The 17,839-nt window shown below is 45.7% G+C and carries 18 protein-coding genes and 1 rRNA gene; 9 read left to right on the forward strand and 10 right to left on the reverse strand.

All coding sequences use genetic code 11. The annotated features are described in order from the left end of the window. The 9 genes from DKW60_RS24165 to argS all read right to left on the reverse strand — a co-directional run. Window positions 1-206 (reverse strand): hypothetical protein (locus tag DKW60_RS24165; RefSeq protein WP_219988870.1); only part of this gene is annotated, 206 nt, incomplete at its 3' end. Next, entirely contained in the window at window positions 191-1,276 is a 1,086-nt protein-coding gene (locus DKW60_RS22080) for a VPA1262 family N-terminal domain-containing protein (protein WP_245929764.1), read from the reverse strand. The genes DKW60_RS22080 and DKW60_RS24165, both read right to left, overlap by 16 nt. A 14-nt stretch (window positions 1,277-1,290) precedes the next feature. Further along, on the reverse strand, window positions 1,291-1,728 hold the full coding sequence (locus tag DKW60_RS22085) for a hypothetical protein (protein ID WP_109839829.1): 438 nt from the start codon (window positions 1,726-1,728) through the stop codon (window positions 1,291-1,293). A gap of 79 nt (window positions 1,729-1,807) precedes the next feature. After that, a complete protein-coding gene (locus tag DKW60_RS22090) occupies window positions 1,808-2,755 on the reverse strand; it encodes a dimethyl sulfoxide reductase anchor subunit family protein (protein WP_109839830.1) in 948 nt (315 codons plus the stop codon). A gap of 10 nt (window positions 2,756-2,765) precedes the next feature. Beyond that, entirely contained in the window at window positions 2,766-3,461 is a 696-nt protein-coding gene (locus tag DKW60_RS22095; protein ID WP_109839831.1) for a 4Fe-4S dicluster domain-containing protein, read from the reverse strand. After that, window positions 3,458-6,430, reverse strand: coding sequence for a molybdopterin oxidoreductase family protein (locus tag DKW60_RS22100; RefSeq protein ID WP_109839832.1), 2,973 nt, complete (start codon window positions 6,428-6,430; stop codon window positions 3,458-3,460). Before DKW60_RS22100 ends, DKW60_RS22095 begins: the two co-directional genes overlap by 4 nt. Window positions 6,431-6,615: 185 nt before the next feature. Next, a complete protein-coding gene (locus DKW60_RS22105) occupies window positions 6,616-7,128 on the reverse strand; it encodes a hypothetical protein (protein ID WP_109839833.1) in 513 nt (170 codons plus the stop codon). A gap of 126 nt (window positions 7,129-7,254) precedes the next feature. Further along, window positions 7,255-7,848, reverse strand: a complete 594-nt coding sequence (locus DKW60_RS22110) for a Uma2 family endonuclease (RefSeq protein ID WP_109839834.1) — start codon at window positions 7,846-7,848, stop codon at window positions 7,255-7,257. A 160-nt stretch (window positions 7,849-8,008) separates the two neighbouring features. Further along, complete coding sequence (gene argS / locus DKW60_RS22115) at window positions 8,009-9,751, reverse strand: arginine--tRNA ligase (protein WP_109839835.1); 1,743 nt, start codon at window positions 9,749-9,751, stop codon at window positions 8,009-8,011. Window positions 9,752-9,932: 181 nt separating this feature from the next. On the opposite strand from argS, the gene DKW60_RS24555 reads away from it, so the two are divergent. From DKW60_RS24555 to hslO, 5 genes are all read left to right on the forward strand, one after another. Then, a complete protein-coding gene (locus DKW60_RS24555; RefSeq protein ID WP_281271879.1) occupies window positions 9,933-10,055 on the forward strand; it encodes a hypothetical protein in 123 nt (40 codons plus the stop codon). A 99-nt stretch (window positions 10,056-10,154) separates the two neighbouring features. Continuing rightward, window positions 10,155-10,442: an Asp-tRNA(Asn)/Glu-tRNA(Gln) amidotransferase subunit GatC gene (gene gatC, locus DKW60_RS22120; protein ID WP_109839836.1), complete on the forward strand. Its 288-nt coding sequence runs from the start codon at window positions 10,155-10,157 to the stop codon at window positions 10,440-10,442. A gap of 8 nt (window positions 10,443-10,450) precedes the next feature. Beyond that, a complete protein-coding gene (gene gatA / locus DKW60_RS22125) occupies window positions 10,451-11,908 on the forward strand; it encodes an Asp-tRNA(Asn)/Glu-tRNA(Gln) amidotransferase subunit GatA (RefSeq protein WP_109839837.1) in 1,458 nt (485 codons plus the stop codon). Window positions 11,909-11,912: 4 nt separating this feature from the next. After that, on the forward strand, window positions 11,913-13,346 hold the full coding sequence (gene gatB / locus DKW60_RS22130) for an Asp-tRNA(Asn)/Glu-tRNA(Gln) amidotransferase subunit GatB (RefSeq protein ID WP_109839838.1): 1,434 nt from the start codon (window positions 11,913-11,915) through the stop codon (window positions 13,344-13,346). A 26-nt stretch (window positions 13,347-13,372) separates the two neighbouring features. Beyond that, window positions 13,373-14,242 (forward strand): Hsp33 family molecular chaperone HslO, encoded by an 870-nt coding sequence (gene hslO, locus DKW60_RS22135; RefSeq protein ID WP_109839839.1) that lies wholly within the window; start codon window positions 13,373-13,375, stop codon window positions 14,240-14,242. Between the two features lie 194 nt (window positions 14,243-14,436). On the opposite strand, the gene bcp is transcribed toward hslO, so the two are convergent. After that, complete coding sequence (bcp, locus tag DKW60_RS22140; RefSeq protein ID WP_109839842.1) at window positions 14,437-14,907, reverse strand: thioredoxin-dependent thiol peroxidase; 471 nt, start codon at window positions 14,905-14,907, stop codon at window positions 14,437-14,439. A gap of 175 nt (window positions 14,908-15,082) precedes the next feature. Here bcp and dapA point away from each other — a divergent pair, with 175 nt between their 5' ends. The 4 genes from dapA to DKW60_RS22160 form a co-directional block, all read left to right on the forward strand. Continuing rightward, complete coding sequence (gene dapA / locus DKW60_RS22145; RefSeq protein WP_109839840.1) at window positions 15,083-15,967, forward strand: 4-hydroxy-tetrahydrodipicolinate synthase; 885 nt, start codon at window positions 15,083-15,085, stop codon at window positions 15,965-15,967. An 18-nt stretch (window positions 15,968-15,985) separates the two neighbouring features. After that, entirely contained in the window at window positions 15,986-16,609 is a 624-nt protein-coding gene (gene bamC, locus DKW60_RS22150) for an outer membrane protein assembly factor BamC (RefSeq protein ID WP_109839841.1), read from the forward strand. Then, window positions 16,609-17,373 carry an MBL fold metallo-hydrolase gene (locus DKW60_RS22155; RefSeq protein ID WP_181389851.1) on the forward strand — a complete coding sequence of 255 codons (765 nt, stop codon included), beginning with the start codon at window positions 16,609-16,611 and terminating at the stop codon, window positions 17,371-17,373. Before bamC ends, DKW60_RS22155 begins: the two co-directional genes overlap by 1 nt. Before the next feature lie 402 nt (window positions 17,374-17,775). Then, window positions 17,776-17,839 (forward strand): 16S ribosomal RNA (locus DKW60_RS22160); the annotation flags it as partial.

Below are 17,839 nucleotides of genomic sequence, written 5' to 3' on the forward strand. Positions count from 1 at the left end.
TAAATTGTCGTGTACAGAGGGTAAAGATTTATAGCTTTTCCGTTCGCACTCCAACTAAGTTCGCTTATATCGCGAATAAAGCCTTGCTCTATTGCTTTTTGAATCATCTCACCAGTATCGGATTGGTTGAGCTGAAATAGCCAGCGAAAGAAACTAGCAACATGTTGATCCGAGTGTAACTCTATACTCTTTATTCCTCGGGCCATTTATAGGTAACCTCTAAAGCTTGATTGCTTTCAATATCTTTTCCATCACAAAGGCCCTCGATATATTTTTTAGCTCTATGTGCAACGTCATGAGCAAGCAGGGTCATACAAAAAGGCCAATTTCCTGATGCTTTGTTGATACTGTTTGATAAGAGATATACGTTGGCATTATCTTCCCGATCATAGATACACAAATACCTATCATGAAATGCTTGAGTACCTTTTCTAGTTCTGACATTAAGTACCTGTAAATCGCTTATCATGATATCTGAAAATTCGTGGAGGGTCTTTTGAATCAGTGCATTTGGGTCATCTGTTTTCTCAGTATGACTATCAGGATTTTCACTACCTAAGCTGGTAATGATAGTCAGATCAGTGTCACTACTTTCAATGCGCAGCACAAAGCGTTGAAGTGCGTCATAGCCAAAAAATGGATCAACCAATATAGCTCTTTTAGATTTTCTAGAGTTGACTAAGTCTCGTATGTGCTTAATAACCTCTATCTCGTTTTCAATCCCTTTTGAAAACCAGCGGTCGACTTTTGGCGTTACGAAAAAGCGTTTAACCCTATTTTTAATCAATGGCTTGATATCTGGCCAACTGCCCTTTGAAAATAATGTAACGGAACTCATAGATCCTAATGAAGATGTTTTTACCAGCTCTGCTTGTTTTCCCAGAAGCTTACTTTTTCCTGCCGCCTTCTCACTTAGTTTGTCTTTAATGATTTTAGAGCCAGTTACTATCCCACCAGAGATACCAATTTCTTGTACTAAATTATGGTTTTCGTAGTGCAGAGCAGTATGGCCATCTTCAGTGAATAGCCAAGCTTCAATTTGAGAGAAAGCAACTATATTGTCAGGAAGAGTGAATATGGTTGTATCTTTGGGGATTGTGTAAATTCTATCTCTGACAACACTTCCCTTGCTCCTCAGTATTAAGTGCATGAGGTGGCAATTAACTGCAAAGGCTGATGCTCTTCGAACCTCTAAACTTTCAATTTCTGGTTTACTACTTTTCGTGATATTGATTTGAAAGGGAGGGCTTTTGTCTAACCAGTCATGATTGGATATGCATTCAAAACAACCTAGTCGCTCATAGTATTTTTCGTCCCGAAAGGGAAGACCAACCTTTTTTCAAGAGTAGCTAAAAGTGCAGCAATAAACTCATCAGACTCCCCTAAACGTTCACTAAGCTCCTTAGGATTTTTTACTGTAAGGGATAAAGAAGCAGGAGCATAGTGTCCGAGGCGTTGTTGGATAACATTTTTTTGGAAATAGACAGGAATTACTTGTTCCGCAATCTCAAGTGATTCTGATGTAAAGCGATCTCTGAAATCTCTGGGGCTAACAATCTCTTGAACGAAATAAACCTTTCTACCAGCAATTAGCTGTTCAGTTTGAGGAGTTAGTAAGTTGTTGTTTTCTATAAAAGTTTCTACAGCATAACCGTAGATAAAAGTAGGAGGGAGATTTTCTTCTTCAATGAAGCAGTTCCATACAAACCAGTTTTGGGTATGATTCACGCAATAAATCCTTGTCGGCTATATTATGTACATATAGATTATAGAGCCGACAGGATTTAAGTGTAAGGTTCTTGCGTGATTAAGTCCGCTGCGCCCCATGATAAAGATTCACCACATGTCGCGCTTCAGCAAAAAACAACCAACGCTCCGCAGTAATCCCAACCATCGCCACAACAAACGCCAGCAACGCTGAGAACACAGCTGCACTAGCACCAACCACCATAAACGTAGTCAGTAAAAACGGAATAAAGAAGCCACAAGCAAACACAACAACCTTCAAAATATTCAGCTGTCCCTTTGCTGTTTTATAGCCGAATTCCTCAGTCAAAAACGTACCAGCGGTATGCCCAACATCCAACAAACGAACCTTGCCACGCGCAAAGCCAGTCGCAGTGTTAATACTGGAGCTGCTCGGCGTACGAATCCAGAAGTAATAAATGCCTTTGGCAATCATTGCAATAAAGATCAGTCCCAGCGTAATACCACCCATCATGCCCAATGACTCGTGCCCATTCATTGCCAATAGCAAGTTGAACAGTAGCGCACCAGTGGCAAATGCCAGCAAGATGTAGTTAGTTGGCGTTAGTGGTGTATTCCATTGCTTGATCGTCTTTAGGCAGCCGTAGATCATGCCTTGGCTAAACAGCGTGGCAAAAGCCAGCATCACACCAAACAAGCCCATCAGCTTGGTGAAAAAGCCGATGCTGCCAGTATCGCTGAGAAACACGCCCAACAAATACAGCATGGCAAATGGGAAGAACAACACGGCGAAAACGCCTTCACGAGACAGCCACGAGGTTCTGAATCGGAAGAAGGCACGCCAGGCATTTTTAGGGTTTGCCAAGTGCTGAGTAGAGGAAAGCAGACCAGCGATAATCAATACCATCGCAAGAATGGTGGCAGTGATAATCGTGCCGCGTTCCATTGTTAAAAAACCAAATACATGCGCCATGACCAGCAGCATGTATAAACCGAATCCGGCACCTGAAGACACCGTAAACGCAATCACAGAAAAAGCGGGATGCATGAGGCTCTCCTTATCGTGCTACAGACTGATTGACCCAGTCTTTAACTGAGCTGATCAATGATTTTCTAGGGGTCTCAGCGGTTTGCTGAGGCTTCATAATGCGCGGTGGCAGATAATGGTTGGTTGGGCTGTAGCCCAGTTCCGGCATTAACTGGTGACCGCCACGCTCGCGAACCAAGGTGCTGACATTTGAATTTGGATCATCAAAGTCACCGAAGTGGCGCGCATGCGCAGGGCAGGTGATGACGCATGAAGGCTGACGGTCAATTTCATTCAGGCTTTCATCGTAAATGCGATCCACACACAGCGTACACTTTTTCATGGTGCCGGTATCACGGTCTAATTCACGTGCACCGTATGGGCAAGCCCATGAGCAATAGTTGCAGCCCATGCACTTGTCTTGATCGATCAATACAATGCCATCTTCTGCACGTTTGTAGGATGCACCCGTTGGACAAACATCCACACAGTCCGCTTGCTCACAGTGCATGCACGACATCGGCATATTGACGGTTTTACTGTTTGGGAAATCGCCGACTTCAAAGTGACGCACGCGGTTAAACCAAACACCGCTTGGGTCTTCGTCGTATGGCGCGTAGTCGGTCAGTGGGCCGGTGGTTCCCGAGGTGTTCCACTGTTTGCAGGAGACCGCGCAGGCATGGCAGCCAACACAGACATCCAGATCAACAACTAATCCTAATTTCATGATTGACTCCCGTTGTTTCCGCTAGTCTTTTTATCATCACCGTTTTTGTAATCAGCATTATCGTGAACACTACCGCGAGACAGAATATCTTCCATCGAACGATGTAGCTGTACTGATTGACCATTCACATGTGCATTGTAGCGAAGAATGTCAGGTGACTCGCCCATGCCCGGTACTTTCTTCATTTCCGGGAATTGTGGGTAAGCACCGGTTTCGCCGTTTTCAACCGGATAGATTTTAACGCGTAAGTCATACCAAGCAGCTTGACCAGTGATTGGGTCAGAGTTGGTGACGTTGTCTAAGTTGTCGCCTTTCTTCGGTAACAGTTCCGAGATCAGGTGATTCATCAGGAAGGCGTCTTTGGCTTCGTTAGCGTCTTTTTTAAGACCCCATGCACCGGACTGTTTCGCGATGGCATTCCATGTCCAAACGGTGTTTTTCACACAGCCTTCCATAAGTTTAACTTGTACGCGAATCTTGCCGTTATGCGATTCCACCCAAACCCAGGATTTATCTTCGATGCCCATTTCCTCGCCTTGTTCGCGATTCATGTACAAGAAGTTTTGGGAGATGATCTGGCGTAACCACGCGTTCTGCGAATCCCATGAGTGATACATGAACATTGGGCGCTGGTTGATGGCGTGGAATGGGTATTCCTCTTCATCAATTCGCGTTTGCTCCAATGGTGTGTAGAACTCAGGCAGTGGTTTGAAGTATTTGGTCAGACGGTCTTTGTGATGCTGCTCCGTTGGCATTAGGCCATCGTATAAACCTTGACCTGCTAAGTTAAACTTTTGCATGGTTTCGGAATAAAGCTCCATCACGATTTGATCCGTTGAGCCAACCCAACCGTTGCTCTTCGCCCATGTCAGATAGTCTTTATTGGCATGACGATAGTAGCGTGTCTCAGGTGGGAAATGGACTTCCATAAAGGCGCCATTTTCTGCGTAACGCTCCCATTGTTTCGGGTTTGGTTTTCCGCGAAGGTGGACTTCATTGCCGTCTTCATCCAAGCGCCAGCCTGCAAGCAAGCCGATACCCGGTTCTTTTTCCCAGTTCACAACAAAGTCTTTATAGTCTTTGTATTTGCGGTTGCCATCTTTGTCGACGAACACAGGGAATTTGAGGCGATTACCAATTTCAAACTGTACATCCTGCCAAGGCAGCACATCACGGTCTGGCGTAAGAATGGGCTGACGCATCGCATCACAGGCTGAATGTGGCTCCGAAATAGGGCGGTCCAACATTGAGATGGTGTCGAAGCGCTCAAGATAGGTGGTATCCGGAATGACCAAATCTGCGAAGTTTACAATCTCAGAATGGTAGGCATCTGACACCACAATAAACGGAATCTTATGTTCGCCATTTTCATCCTGCTCACACAACATGTCGCGTACTTCGGAGGTGTTCATGGTGGAGTTCCATGACATATTCGCCATGAACATCATCAATGTGTCGATGGGGTAAGGGTCACCCTTGACTGCATTAGTGATGACCATGTGCATCAAACCGTGGTTTGAGATCGGCGCATCCCAAGAGAAGGCTTTATCAATACGTAGTGGCTTGCCGTCGTCATCAATAACTAAGTCTTCCGGTGCTGTTGGGAAGCCTAGTGGTGGTGACTTGAGCGGTGTGTTTGGAGCGGTGTGTTTCGCCGGTTTTAATGCAGGCGGAATGTGTTTTGGGTAGGGCGGCTTAGCCAGATGACCTCCCGGACAATCCACAGAACCAAGCAGAATTTGTACGAAGTGAATCGCACGACAGGCCTGAAAACCGTTTGAGTGAGCAGAAATACCACGCATCGCATGCATGGAAACCGGGCGACCGATAAACTTATCGTGTTTACGTCCCGCGTAATCCGTCCACTCTTGTTCGATTTCAATCGTTTCTTTGAAGGCAACGTGTGCCATTTCAAGGGCGATACGCTCAATCGTTTCAGCGGGAATGCCGGTGATTGCAGCCGAGTTTTCCGGTGAGTATTTATCATCAAGATAAGTCTCAGCGAAAATCACCATCGCACTGCGTACCGGCTTGCCGTTTACTTCACCTTCGTAGAATAGGGCAGGGTTGATGTCAGGCAGGTTAGCGTTTACCGCTGCTTCCTTTTCCATGTCCCAAGATAGCGGGTTGCCATCTTCATCACGTAGGAATAAACCATCGCCCTTCTCGCCCGGCGTGTTAACAACCAAGTACGCGGAGTTGGTGTAACGAATCAGGAATTCCCAGTCGAACTGATCATGCTTCAGCAGTGTGTGAACCATCGACAGTGCGAATTGCATGTCGGTGCCCGGCGTAATACCGATCCACTCATCTGCAATCGCCTGATAACCGGTACGCGTCGGGTTAACCGACACAAATTTAGCACCACGACGTTTGATCTTCTCCAGACCAATTTTAATCGGGTTAGATGCGTGATCGTCTGCAACGCCCCACATCATGAAATATTTAGTGCGATCCCAGTCCGGATCACCGAACTCCCAGAAGGCGTGACCCATGGTATAGAGTCCGCCAGCGGCCATATTGACCGAACAAAAACCACCGTGGGCTGCCCAGTTGATGGTGCCGAATTGTGTCGCCCACATACCGGTGAATGCTTGCATCTGGTCACGGCCAGTGAAGTACGCCAGTTTTTTTGGGTCAGTATCACGGATGTTTTTAAGGCGCTCGGTCAGGATGTCCATCGCCTTTTCCATGCTAATCGCTTCGTACTCACCTTCACCACGCTTAGTGCCTGGCTTACGCAGCAATGGCGTAGACAGTTTTGCGGGTGAGTTCTGCTTCATGATGCCGGCATTACCCTTGGCACATAAAACGCCCTTATTAATTGGGTGGTCGCGATTTCCTTCTATGTATCGAATTTTTTTATCTTCGACTGTCACTTTGATGCCACAGCGGCAGGCACACATATAGCAAGTGGAATATTTCACCTCTTGCTTATCGTGGTCCTCAAACTTTGGTAATGAGCTCATACCTACCTCGATCACTTCTGTATTAGATTTCCAGACCTGACATCATGCGCGTTATTTAGCCGTTCATCTAATGGAAGTATCTAATATAGGCATAAGCTTATCTTATAAGATTAGTTTATAGGCTCACTAATTAAAATTTATTTGTTGCGCTGCCGCATGTTTTTAGCAGCAATTTACTCTGTGATTTAGATCGCTTTCAAGCAGTTATCAATCGCTTCTTTGGCTTTGCGGAGCTCGGGCAGTGGCACGGTGATGCTGTCGTCGAGTAGTTTGAGTTGTAATTCCATTGTGCTTTTTTCTGCGATATGAGAGTCAAAGGCTTCTAAATCACTTTTTTCAGTAAATGGGAGTGCAAAGTCTCCCTTACTGAACTCAATGCCGCGAGCCATGAGGTGTTTATCATCAAAGCGAATACTCAGTAGGTCACCTTTGATGGTGATATCTTCATCTTTAACAAAACCAGCCACTTGCCAGCGATCGCCGGATTTTGTTTTGTAGGTAGCGAAGGTGACTTCAGCGCCTTTTGTGGATTTGGTGTTGAGTACCGCAAAGCAGACTTCGGAACTGGTAACGCGTGCTATTTGGAAGTTTTCGACTTTTTCGACGAGTTCCAGGGCGTGGGAGGTTAGAGGGGTACTTAAGATAAGTGCTGCAAGTGATGTAGACACAGTTAGAGAGGTGAAACGAGTTAATTTCATAATTTAGCCACTTTAGTTATGAAGGAGTTGTTTCAGCTAGAATATCCCGAGTTGGATACTAATAGCTATAGTTGTTCTGTTATTGGTATTGTCGGGATTATCTGTTCAATTACTTCAATGTACTTCTTATTCTTGCGATTCTTGCGATGCTTGTGCTAACGGCAATAAAAAGTCGTAAAGCTCGTCTAGTACCAGTTCATAGCCAACGGACTCTAATACCACAGTTTGTCCTGAGGTATATCGCTCTACTGCCCAATCAGTGCTGTGTCGGTAGATTTCAATAGCGGGAAAGTCTTGCGAGCAGAGGACATATTCCTGTAACGATTCCAGCTGGCGGTAGGCCGCTAGTTTTTCATTTCGGTCGATACGTGCGGTACTGTCAGAAAGCACTTCTACGATAAGGCAGGGGGAGGTGTTGTAGTATTTATTATCTTCGTCTTCACAGCTAACTTGTACATCAGGATAGTAGAAGTAATTTTCGTTTCCCTTATTGATGGCGACTTTCATATCAGATTGGGTTACTCGACAACGGCCTCCTTTCAGGTGCATGAAAAGTAGTCCGGCAAAGTTCATTGAAACTTGATTATGATTACGGCTCGCTCCCGCCATCGCATATACAAGTCCATTGCTATACTCATATTTTATACCAGACTCGCGGTCGTTTTCAGCGAGTAGGTAAGCTTCAGGTGTCGTGTAGTTAAATTCTTCAAGCGCACTCATTGCAGGGTTCCGAAATACTAGCGGGTTTATCTTGAATGTGTTTTTGAGTATAGCAGAGTTGAAAGAGGCATTTAAAAGACTGCCAGCAAACGAATGTTGCCAACAGCCTTTAGACGGTAATTTTGAATAGGTGTGTTTTTTGAGTGGGCTGCCCTGTGCGTTACATCCGCTCAGGCGCTTCAATCCCCAATAACCCCAGTCCAGTCTTAAGCGTATTAGCCGTCAACTGCGCTAACTGCAAACGACTGCTGCGGTCTTCGACTGGCACATCATCTTTCAGAATTGGACAGGCCTCATAAAACGTCATGAAGTTACCCGCCAATTCAAACAGATAATTACACAAGGTGTTTGGAGTACCATCTTTTTCAACTATTTCCAGCGCTTCAGAAAAACGCATCAGCGTCAGTGCAAGCTGGTGCTCAGAAGGTGCTTTGATCGCAATATCCGCAGAGGTATCTACATCCCCCGCCTTCGCAAAAATGCTACGAATTCGCGCATGGGCATATTGCAGATAAGGTGCGGTATTCCCTTCGAAGCTAAGCATGGTTTCCCAATTGAAGATATAGTCAGAGGTACGGTTCTTACTAAGGTCAGCATATTTAACCGCGCCCACACCAACCAACTTGGCAATTTCTCTACGCGCTGCTTCACCCAGATCAGGATTCTTCTCGCTAACCAAGTCAAATGCACGTTGCTCTGCTTCTTCTAAAAGATCAACCAGCTTTACTGTACCTCCAGTACGCGTTGCAAACGGCTTACCGTTCTGCCCCATCATAGTGCCGAAGGCCATGTGCTCTAATGACGTACTCTCAGGGACGAAACCGGCTTTTTTACTGATGGCGTAGACTTGCGCAAGGTGAGTGCTTTGGCGTGCGTCAACAAAGTACAGCATGCGATCAGCGTGCAGCGTGTTATGACGATAACGAAGTGCAGCTAAGTCAGAGGTTGCGTAGAGATAACCGCCGTCAGATTTCTGCACGATTGCCGGAAGTAGGGTGTCGTCGCGTCCTTTGAATTCCTCCAAAAATACGCATTGCGCGCCGTCATTTTCAGTAATCAAACCCGCTTGTTTTAAATCTTCAACCACCTGCGGCAAGTCATCATTGTAAGCACTCTCAGGCATTAAGTCGTCACGGGTGAGCAGTACACCGAGTCGCTCATAAACCGCATCACAATGGCTCAGTGAAACTTCAACGAACTGCTGCCACAGCGCATAGCACTCGGCATCACCCGATTGCAGCTTAACTACATAATCACGCGCGATATCGGCAAAACCTTCTTCATTATCAAAACGATTCTTAGCGTCACGATAAAAACTCTCAAGGTCAGCCAGTTGCATGGATAGCTCATCATTGCTGTCCATGTTATCCATCAGGCTTTTCATATGAGCCAGTAACATACCGAACTGCGTACCCCAGTCACCCACGTGGTTTTGCGGGATCACATTGTGGCCCAGAAACTTTAAGGTACGTGTAACGACGTCCCCAATAATGGTGGAGCGTAAGTGGCCAACATGCATCTCTTTTGCGAGATTCGGGCCGGAGTAATCAATGACAATAGTCTGTGATGGCGTACTACTTTCAATGTTTAATGACTTGTCCTTAAGGGTGTGTTCAGCTTGCGTGGACAACCATTCGTCTGAGAGGTGAATATTAATGAAGCCCGGACCCGCAATTTCGACAGTGGCAGCTATTCCGTCGAGATCCAAATGTTCCAGTACACTCGTTGCTAATTGACGAGGGTTCATTTTTAGCTTCTTTGCAGCACCCATGATGCCATTGGCTTGATAATCGCCAAACTCAGGGCGACCTGAGGGCTTAATGACTGCCGGTGAACCTTTAGCGGCACCAGCGGTTTCCATGGCTTGCTCAACACGTGTTTCGAGAAGCTGACGAATGTTCATGCGGGTTATTCCTAGTTTCAATATTTGCTGCGAAGTGTACCCGAATTCAATCGGTTCGTCGGGAAAATATGACCGAACCGTAACAAAAATCATGGCACCAAACGGTGTAATTGGGTTCTAAATTGCCTACACTGATTTAAACAATCTTACAAAAAATAGCCAAACCAAATAGGGGGTCTATATGGTACGCACATCGTTCTGGATATTTATGACCATCATACTGGCAGCATTATTGCTTGCTCAAACCAGTATTGCTGGTGAACCTGATCACATCGCCGATATTTTACAACTCATCGCGGGTTGATAAATAATTTAAGGCCGCCATTATAAGCCAATGATTCCTTGCAGGGGTGCATTGTGTTAAATTCCTGCGCTTGCTAATTTTTTCAGGAGCACAGGTTCCATGTCTTTGACGGCCTCTGACGTAAAAAAAATCTCACACTTGGCCCGCCTTGCCATTGACGAGGCGGATATCGAGCCATACGCAAATAACCTGTCCAATATATTGGGTCTCGTTGAGCAAATGGATGCAGCGGATGTTGCAGACATAGAGCCAATGGCAAACCCACAGGACGCCACGCAACGCCTGCGTGATGATATCGTCACGGAAGTGAATCAGCGTGAAAAGTTTCAGGCCATTGCGCCGAATACTGAAGCCGGTTTATACCTCGTTCCTAAAGTTCTTGAGTGATCCCAGCCATGCATAACAAGTCCCTAACTGAACTTGCGGCAGGTTTGCGCGCGGGTGAATTTACCAGTGTTGAGTTGACTCAGCACTTTTTAGATCGTATCGAAAAATACGATGAGTCTTTAAATAGCTTTATCACGGTTACACCAGAGATCGCTTTAGCACAGGCAGCAGAAGCGGATGCACAAATTGCAGCCGGAACCGCTGGCCCGCTAACGGGTATTCCGATGGCGCTCAAAGATATTTTCTGTACGGATGGTGTGAAAACGTCTTGTGCCTCAAAAATGCTGGATAACTTTATTTCACCGTACAATGCGACGGTTGTTGAGAAGTTGAAAGCCGCAGGTATGCCTATGTTGGGTAAAACCAATATGGATGAATTCGCCATGGGTTCATCAAACGAAAGCAGCTATTACGGTGCAGTTAAAAACCCTTGGGATACAGAGCGTGTGCCGGGTGGCTCATCAGGCGGAAGTGCTGCAGCCGTTGCAGCGCGCTTAGTACCAATGGCTACCGGAACAGATACGGGTGGCTCGATTCGCCAACCTGCATCGTTAACCGGCATTACCGGCATTAAGCCGACTTATGGTCGTGTGTCTCGTTTCGGTATGATTGCTTATGCGTCCAGTTTGGATCAGGGTGGTGTATTTGCTCGTGATGCAGCGGATTGTGCATTGGTGCTAGGCGCGATGGCCGGTTTTGATGAGAAGGATTCTACCTCCTCAGAGCGTGAAGTCGAAGATTATGCCGCTGGCCTCGATCAATCTTTGCAAGGTCTACGCATTGGTGTTCCTGCTGAATATTTTGGTGAAGGTTTGGATGAGGGCGTTGCTGCTTCCATCAAATCAGCACTAGATAAATATAAAGAGCTAGGCGCTGAAATTGTTGAGATTGAGTTACCCAATACTGGTTTGGCTATCCCGTCTTACTACGTGATTGCACCTGCAGAGTGTTCCGCAAACTTATCGCGACTTGATGGTGTGCGTTATGGACATCGTTGTGAAGATCCGGTGGATCTTGAAGATATGTATAAGCGCTCTCGTGCCGAAGGTTTTGGTTCTGAAGTTAAGCGCCGTATTATGGTTGGTACTTATGCTTTATCAGCAGGTTACTACGACGCGTATTACCTGAAAGCACAAAAAGTTCGCCGCAAGATCAAAGATGACTTTGTACAAGCCTTCGAAAATGTCGATGTGATTATGGGGCCAGTATCTCCAACGACTGCCTTTAAATTGGGTGAAAAGTCGGATGATCCAGTGAGTATGTATCTATCCGATATTTACACATTAGCAGTCAACTTGGCAGGCTTGCCGGCAATATCAGTACCTGTCGAGCCGGCAGAAGGCTTGCCAGTCGGTTTACAAATTATCGGTAATTACTTTGATGAGTCGCGTTTATTAAACGTCGCGCATCAGTTCCAGCAAGCAACGGATTGGCACAAGCAATCCCCTGAAGGATTTGGAGGTTAAGACGATGGAATGGGAAACTGTTATCGGATTAGAAATCCACGCTCAGCTTTCAACGAAAAGTAAGCTGTTTTCAGGTTCGTCAACCGCTTATGGGGCTGAGCCGAACACGCAAGCCAATGTAGTTGATCTGGCAATGCCGGGTGTATTGCCAGTGCTTAATATTGATGCGGTTCGTAAAGCGGTGATGTTTGGTATGGCGATTGAGGCTGACGTACCGGATGTCTCAGTGTTTGCTCGTAAAAACTACTTCTATCCTGACTTGCCGCAGGGCTATCAAATCAGTCAGTTTGATAAGCCGATTGTTGGTTTGGGTCACTTGGATATTGAGCTGGAAAATGGCGAAACCAAACGTATCGGTGTAACACGTGCTCATCTGGAGCAAGATGCTGGTAAGTCACTGCACAAAGACTTCGCTGGTCAAACTGGTGTTGACTTGAATCGTTCGGGAACACCTCTGCTTGAAATCGTTTCTGAGCCGGACATGAGTAATGCCAAAGAAGCTGTGGCGTACATGAAGAAAATTCATTCGCTGGTTCAGTTTCTTGGGATTTGTGACGGCAATATGCAGGAAGGCTCGTTCCGCTGTGATGCCAATGTGTCGGTCCGTCCAAAAGGACAGGCTGAGTTTGGTACACGTGCCGAACTGAAAAACATCAACTCATTCAAATTCGTTGAGCGTGCGATTAATATTGAAGTTGAGCGCCAGATTGATGTCATTGAAGCCGGTGGTGAGGTCGTTCAGGAGACGCGTTTATTTGATCCCGACAAAGACGAAACTCGCTCCATGCGCTCTAAGGAAGAGGCGAATGACTATCGTTACTTCCCTGATCCGGATTTGTTACCCGTTGCGATTACTCAGGAGCTACGTGATAGCGTGCGAGCTGAGTTGCCTGAATTGCCAGAGCAAAAGAAGCAGCGCTTTATCAATCAGTTTGAGTTAAGTGCGTTTGATGCGGGTGTGTTGACCTCTAACCGCGCTTTATCGGATTACTTTGAAGCAGTTGCTGAAGCCACGGGTGAAGCAAAGCTGTCTGCGAACTGGGTGAATGGTGAATTAGCCAGCCACTTGAATAAAGCAGAGCTGGATGTCACAGAATCCAAAGTTTCTGCTGAGCAGTTGACTGGACTAATCAAGCGTATTGCTGACAACACCATCTCCGGAAAAATCGCTAAGGATGTCTTCGAAGCGATCTGGAATGGTGAAGGGGATGCTGATGAGATCATTGAAGCGAAAGGACTGAAGCAAATCACTGACAGTGGTGCGATTGAAAGTATTATCGATGAGATCATTGCTGCGAATCCTGGTCAGTATGAACAATACCGCTCGGGCAAAGATAAATTGTTTGGCTTCTTTGTCGGTCAGGTTATGAAGGCTTCCAAGGGTAAGGCTAATCCTGCTGAAGTGAATCGCTTACTAAAAGCAAAGTTGGACGCTTAAGGCGTCCCGCTTACTGAGAAAATACTATGGATAAACTACATCGTTTTTTGATTGATGACGCCAATGTGCGTGGTGAATGGGTGCAGCTTGATAAGGCATGGCAGGCGCTGACTGACTGTGCGGATTACCCTGCACCGGTTCGCCAAATGTTGGGCGAGGCATTTGCTGCTGTGGCTTTGTTGTCGGCCACCATCAAATACAAAGGGACGTTGGTCATTCAAGTGAACGGGGGAAATCCACTAAGCATGTTGGTCGTGCAGGCGACTTCAGAGGGTAAGATGCGTGGTATGGCACGTTGGTCTGATGATATTGATGTCGAAGCGACTGTACCAAATCTGTTTGGTAAAGAAGCAACGTTGGTAATCACTGTTGAGCCTGAAGAAGGACAGGGTGAGCGTTACCAAAGTATTGTTGGCCTTGAAGGAAATACGCTGGCGGAATGTTTGACGGCATATTTCGAGCAGTCAGAACAGCTGAAGACGCGTTTGGAATTAGCGGTTGGTGAAACGTCTGTTGCTGGTTTGATGGTGCAACGTTTACCGGGTACTGCTGAGGATGAAGATGGTTGGAATCGTACTCGCATGCTCGCAGAAACGGTCAAAACAGATGAGCTGTTGACGCTGGATGTAGAAACTCTGTTGCATCGCTTGTTCCATGAAGAGAATCTTCGACTCTATGATGCTGAAGCGCTAGGGTTTGAGTGTGGTTGTTCGCAGAAGAAAGTGGACGATATGCTGATTGGCTTGGGTCGTAAGGAAGCCCAGGAAACTTTGCGTGAACAGGGCAAGATTGAAGTGACTTGTGATTTCTGTAATACGCATTATCAGGTTGATGAAATTGATCTTGAGCGGATTTTTTCAGAGACGGTGATTGAAGGGAATGACAGTATTCACTGATTAATTCATTGTTGGAGGTTGTGTGGCTGCCCGCCTGGCAATGTATTTCTCCTACAGGCCTGAGTAATTTCTCAGGCCTTTTTTATGACTGGGTTTCATGCGTTATTATCCGATCAGGTAGAGATCAGCAGAAGGGATGAAGTAAAACTGTAGCAAGGGGCTAGATATTCTCATCTTGTGCTGATCTTTAGGCGTTAAAGTGCTTTAACTGACTCCAGAACGGCGTCCGCATGACCTTTCACCTTCACCTTATCCCAGTGCTCGCGCAGTACGCCTTCTTTATCAATAAGAAAAGTACTGCGGACGATGCCCATGTATTCTTTGCCGTACAGCTTTTTCAGTTGGATAACATTGAAGAGATTGCAGACTTCCTCATCCACATCAGAGATTAGTTCGAAATTAAACTCTTGCTTTGCTTTGAAGTTTTCATGGCGTCGCATGGTGTCTTTGGATACACCTACAACGATGGTATCCAACGCGTCCAGTTCCTCTTTCATATCCCTAAAGTTCTGACCTTCAGTCGTGCACCCTGGTGTGCTGTCTTTAGGATAAAAGTAAATGATCACATTCGACTTACCGCGATAATCTGACAGGGTAAAGGTCGTTTCACTCGTTGCAGGGGCAGAAAAATCAGGGACAACTTGTCCAACTTCTAAAGCAGGCATAATTTCTTCCATATTTATCATTCAATGACTCATAAATTATCCGATTGACAGGCTGAATGCTACATACCTTTATTTATCTTGTGTTTCTATAGGTGCACTATTAGACTTTCTTCAATTTATACTGGTCATAACACTCAGTTAATTCCTAACTGAGCTAACCACGTTGGAGGGTTTAATGTTTCAGGGAAGTATGGTCGCGCTGATTACGCCGATGACAGCTTCGGGTCAAGTGGATGAGGCAGCGCTAGAGGCGTTGGTGGGTTTCCATCTTGATAATCAGACAGATGCAATTGTTGCGGTGGGTACCACTGGTGAATCAGCGACGTTGTCTCATGAAGAGCACCGATATGTTCTGAAACGCGTGGTCGATATCGTTGATAAAAAGATTCCGGTGATTGCTGGTACCGGGTCTAACAGCACTGCTGAAGCGCTGGAGTTGACGACTGCCGCCCACAAGGTCGGTGCAGACGCTGCACTGCTTGTTGCGCCCTACTACAATAAGCCGAATCAGGAAGGGCTTTATCAGCACTTCAAAGCGTTGGCGGATGGCGTTGCTATTCCTCAGATCCTTTATAATGTTCCGGGTCGTACGGTCAGCGATATTCTTCCAGATACCGTGGATCGTCTTGCGAGTATTAGCAATATTGTTGGTATCAAAGAGGCGACGGGCGATTTGCAACGCGCTGCTGAGTTGATCGAGCGCTGTGCAGATCGTATGGATATTCTGAGTGGTGATGACCCAACGGCATTTGAGTTGATTTTATTGGGTGGTAAAGGGAATATCTCTGTAACTGCCAATGTAGCGCCTCAGTTGATGCATGATATTTGTGCCGCTGCTCTGGCAGGCGATAGAGAGACTGCCTTGAATCTGGATAATAAAGCGAAGCCACTTCACCAAGCGTTGTTCTGTGATTCAAACCCTATACCGGTAAAGTGGGCAATGGCTAAAATGGGTTACGGCGATATCAACGGTATTCGTTTACCGCTAGTGCCATTTGACGAGTCACTGCACGCTGGTCTGGCAGATGCTATGCTTCAGCTAGGCATCAATATTGACTAATTTAATCGGATTGTACGTATGAAATATCTATCACTTTGTTTAGCGGTTAGCGTGACTACGGGCTGTTCGTCTATTTCCAGAATGACCGATGTGACTAATTTGATTGATTACAGTGATCATAAGTCTGTCAAAGTATTAGAAGTACCGTCGGATTTGGATGCGCCTGAGTACGATAAAACCTATTTGACAGATGTGTCGGATAAAGCCGCCTCAGGCAGTACGGGTATTTCAGATGCAGTTCCATTGGTCGACAGTAGTTTGACAGCACCATCTGCCAGTGAAGTCAGTATTATTACTCGCGGAGATGATCGTACGCTGCAGATTAATAGTGATAAATTGATTTGGAAGCGTACATTGGATGCATTGAAGGCAATGGGCGTTACTGTAAGTAAGAGTGACGAAGCAAGTGGTGTAATTGATGGTCGTGATCGTTCACAAGTAGCTGACTCAGGTAGTCCTATCGGAGCCTTCCTTAATAAGAGCCTTGGTAAGCTTAACAAAGGTGCTGCTTATAAGGTCATTGTTGCAACTGAGGGTGGCTCATCATTTATTACCTTCCGTAATGGTGCTAACAAACCATTGTCTGCAGATGTGGCGAACCAAGTGTTGAAGCGTTTCCTCAAAGAGTATACTGCTTCCTAATGATTCGTTTCGCTTCGTTGGGTAGTGGTAGTAAGGGGAACTCGACGCTTATCGAGGTAGGTTCGACCAGAATCTTACTGGACTGTGGTTTCTCTGTGAAAGAAACAGAAAAGCGCTTGCTCCGTTTAGGATGCGAGCCTTCCTCGATTGATGGTGTAGTAGTAACCCATGAGCATGGTGATCATGTAAACGGTGTGGGTCGTTTATCCCGTAAATATAAATTGCCCGTTTGGTTGACGGTAGGGACTCATCATGCAAGCAAAGATACCGGCTTTGAAATAACCAACTTTATCGACCCGCATGATGCATTTTCTATTAACGATATTCATCTGCAGGCATTCCCCGTGCCACATGATGCCCGTGAGCCATGTCAGTTCGTATTTAGTGATGGCAGTCTGAGACTTGCTGTGCTGAGTGATCTGGGTCGGGAAACTCCTCATGTAATGGAAAACCTTGTTTCACTCGATGGGCTAATGCTGGAATGTAACTATGATCACGATATGTTGATGACGGGGGAGTATCCTTATTCTCTAAAGCAACGTGTATCCGGTGGTTTGGGGCATTTAGATAATCGCCAATCAGAAGCCATCCTTAAGAAGCTCGACCTTTCTAAAATGCAGCACCTGATTGGTGGGCATGTCAGTGAAAAAAACAACTTAAAAGAATATGCACAATCCGCGTTATATCGTGGAGCCGACTGTGAGTCGGAATGGGTGAGTATGGCCTGTCAGGAGCATGGTTTTTCCTGGCGTGAGATCTCTTGAAAATTTTAAATTAACCCAAGCTTAAAAAACTTTTGAATAATGCTTGCCAAGGGTGATTTTATCTCTATAATGCGCAGCTCGTTCGGACGCAAAGCAGTTTGTTTTACGGTTCGAACGGAATTGTTTTGAGTAGTTTATTTTTTAGATGTTTACTTCGAAAATAAATCACAAAAAAATGATTGACAGAATTTGAGGGTTGTATAGAATACGCCTCCTCGCTGAGATAGAGATCTTGGTAGCTAATTAACAAAAGAGACCAAATAACTTGTGTGGGGATTTGTGGCTTGCAAGAAACTGCAAGAAGCAATGAACCTAACGAACGTTAATTTTTGATTATACGTATAAGTTAGGATTTAAAGCTTCAGCTAAAAGATATAGCAATATTTATATTGCGAACTAATTTAACTGAAGAGTTTGATCCTGGCTCAGATTGAACGCTGGCGGTATGCTTAACACATGCAAGTCG

Source organism: Leucothrix pacifica, from assembly GCF_003172875.1.
Lineage (GTDB): Bacteria > Pseudomonadota > Gammaproteobacteria > Thiotrichales > Thiotrichaceae > Leucothrix > Leucothrix pacifica.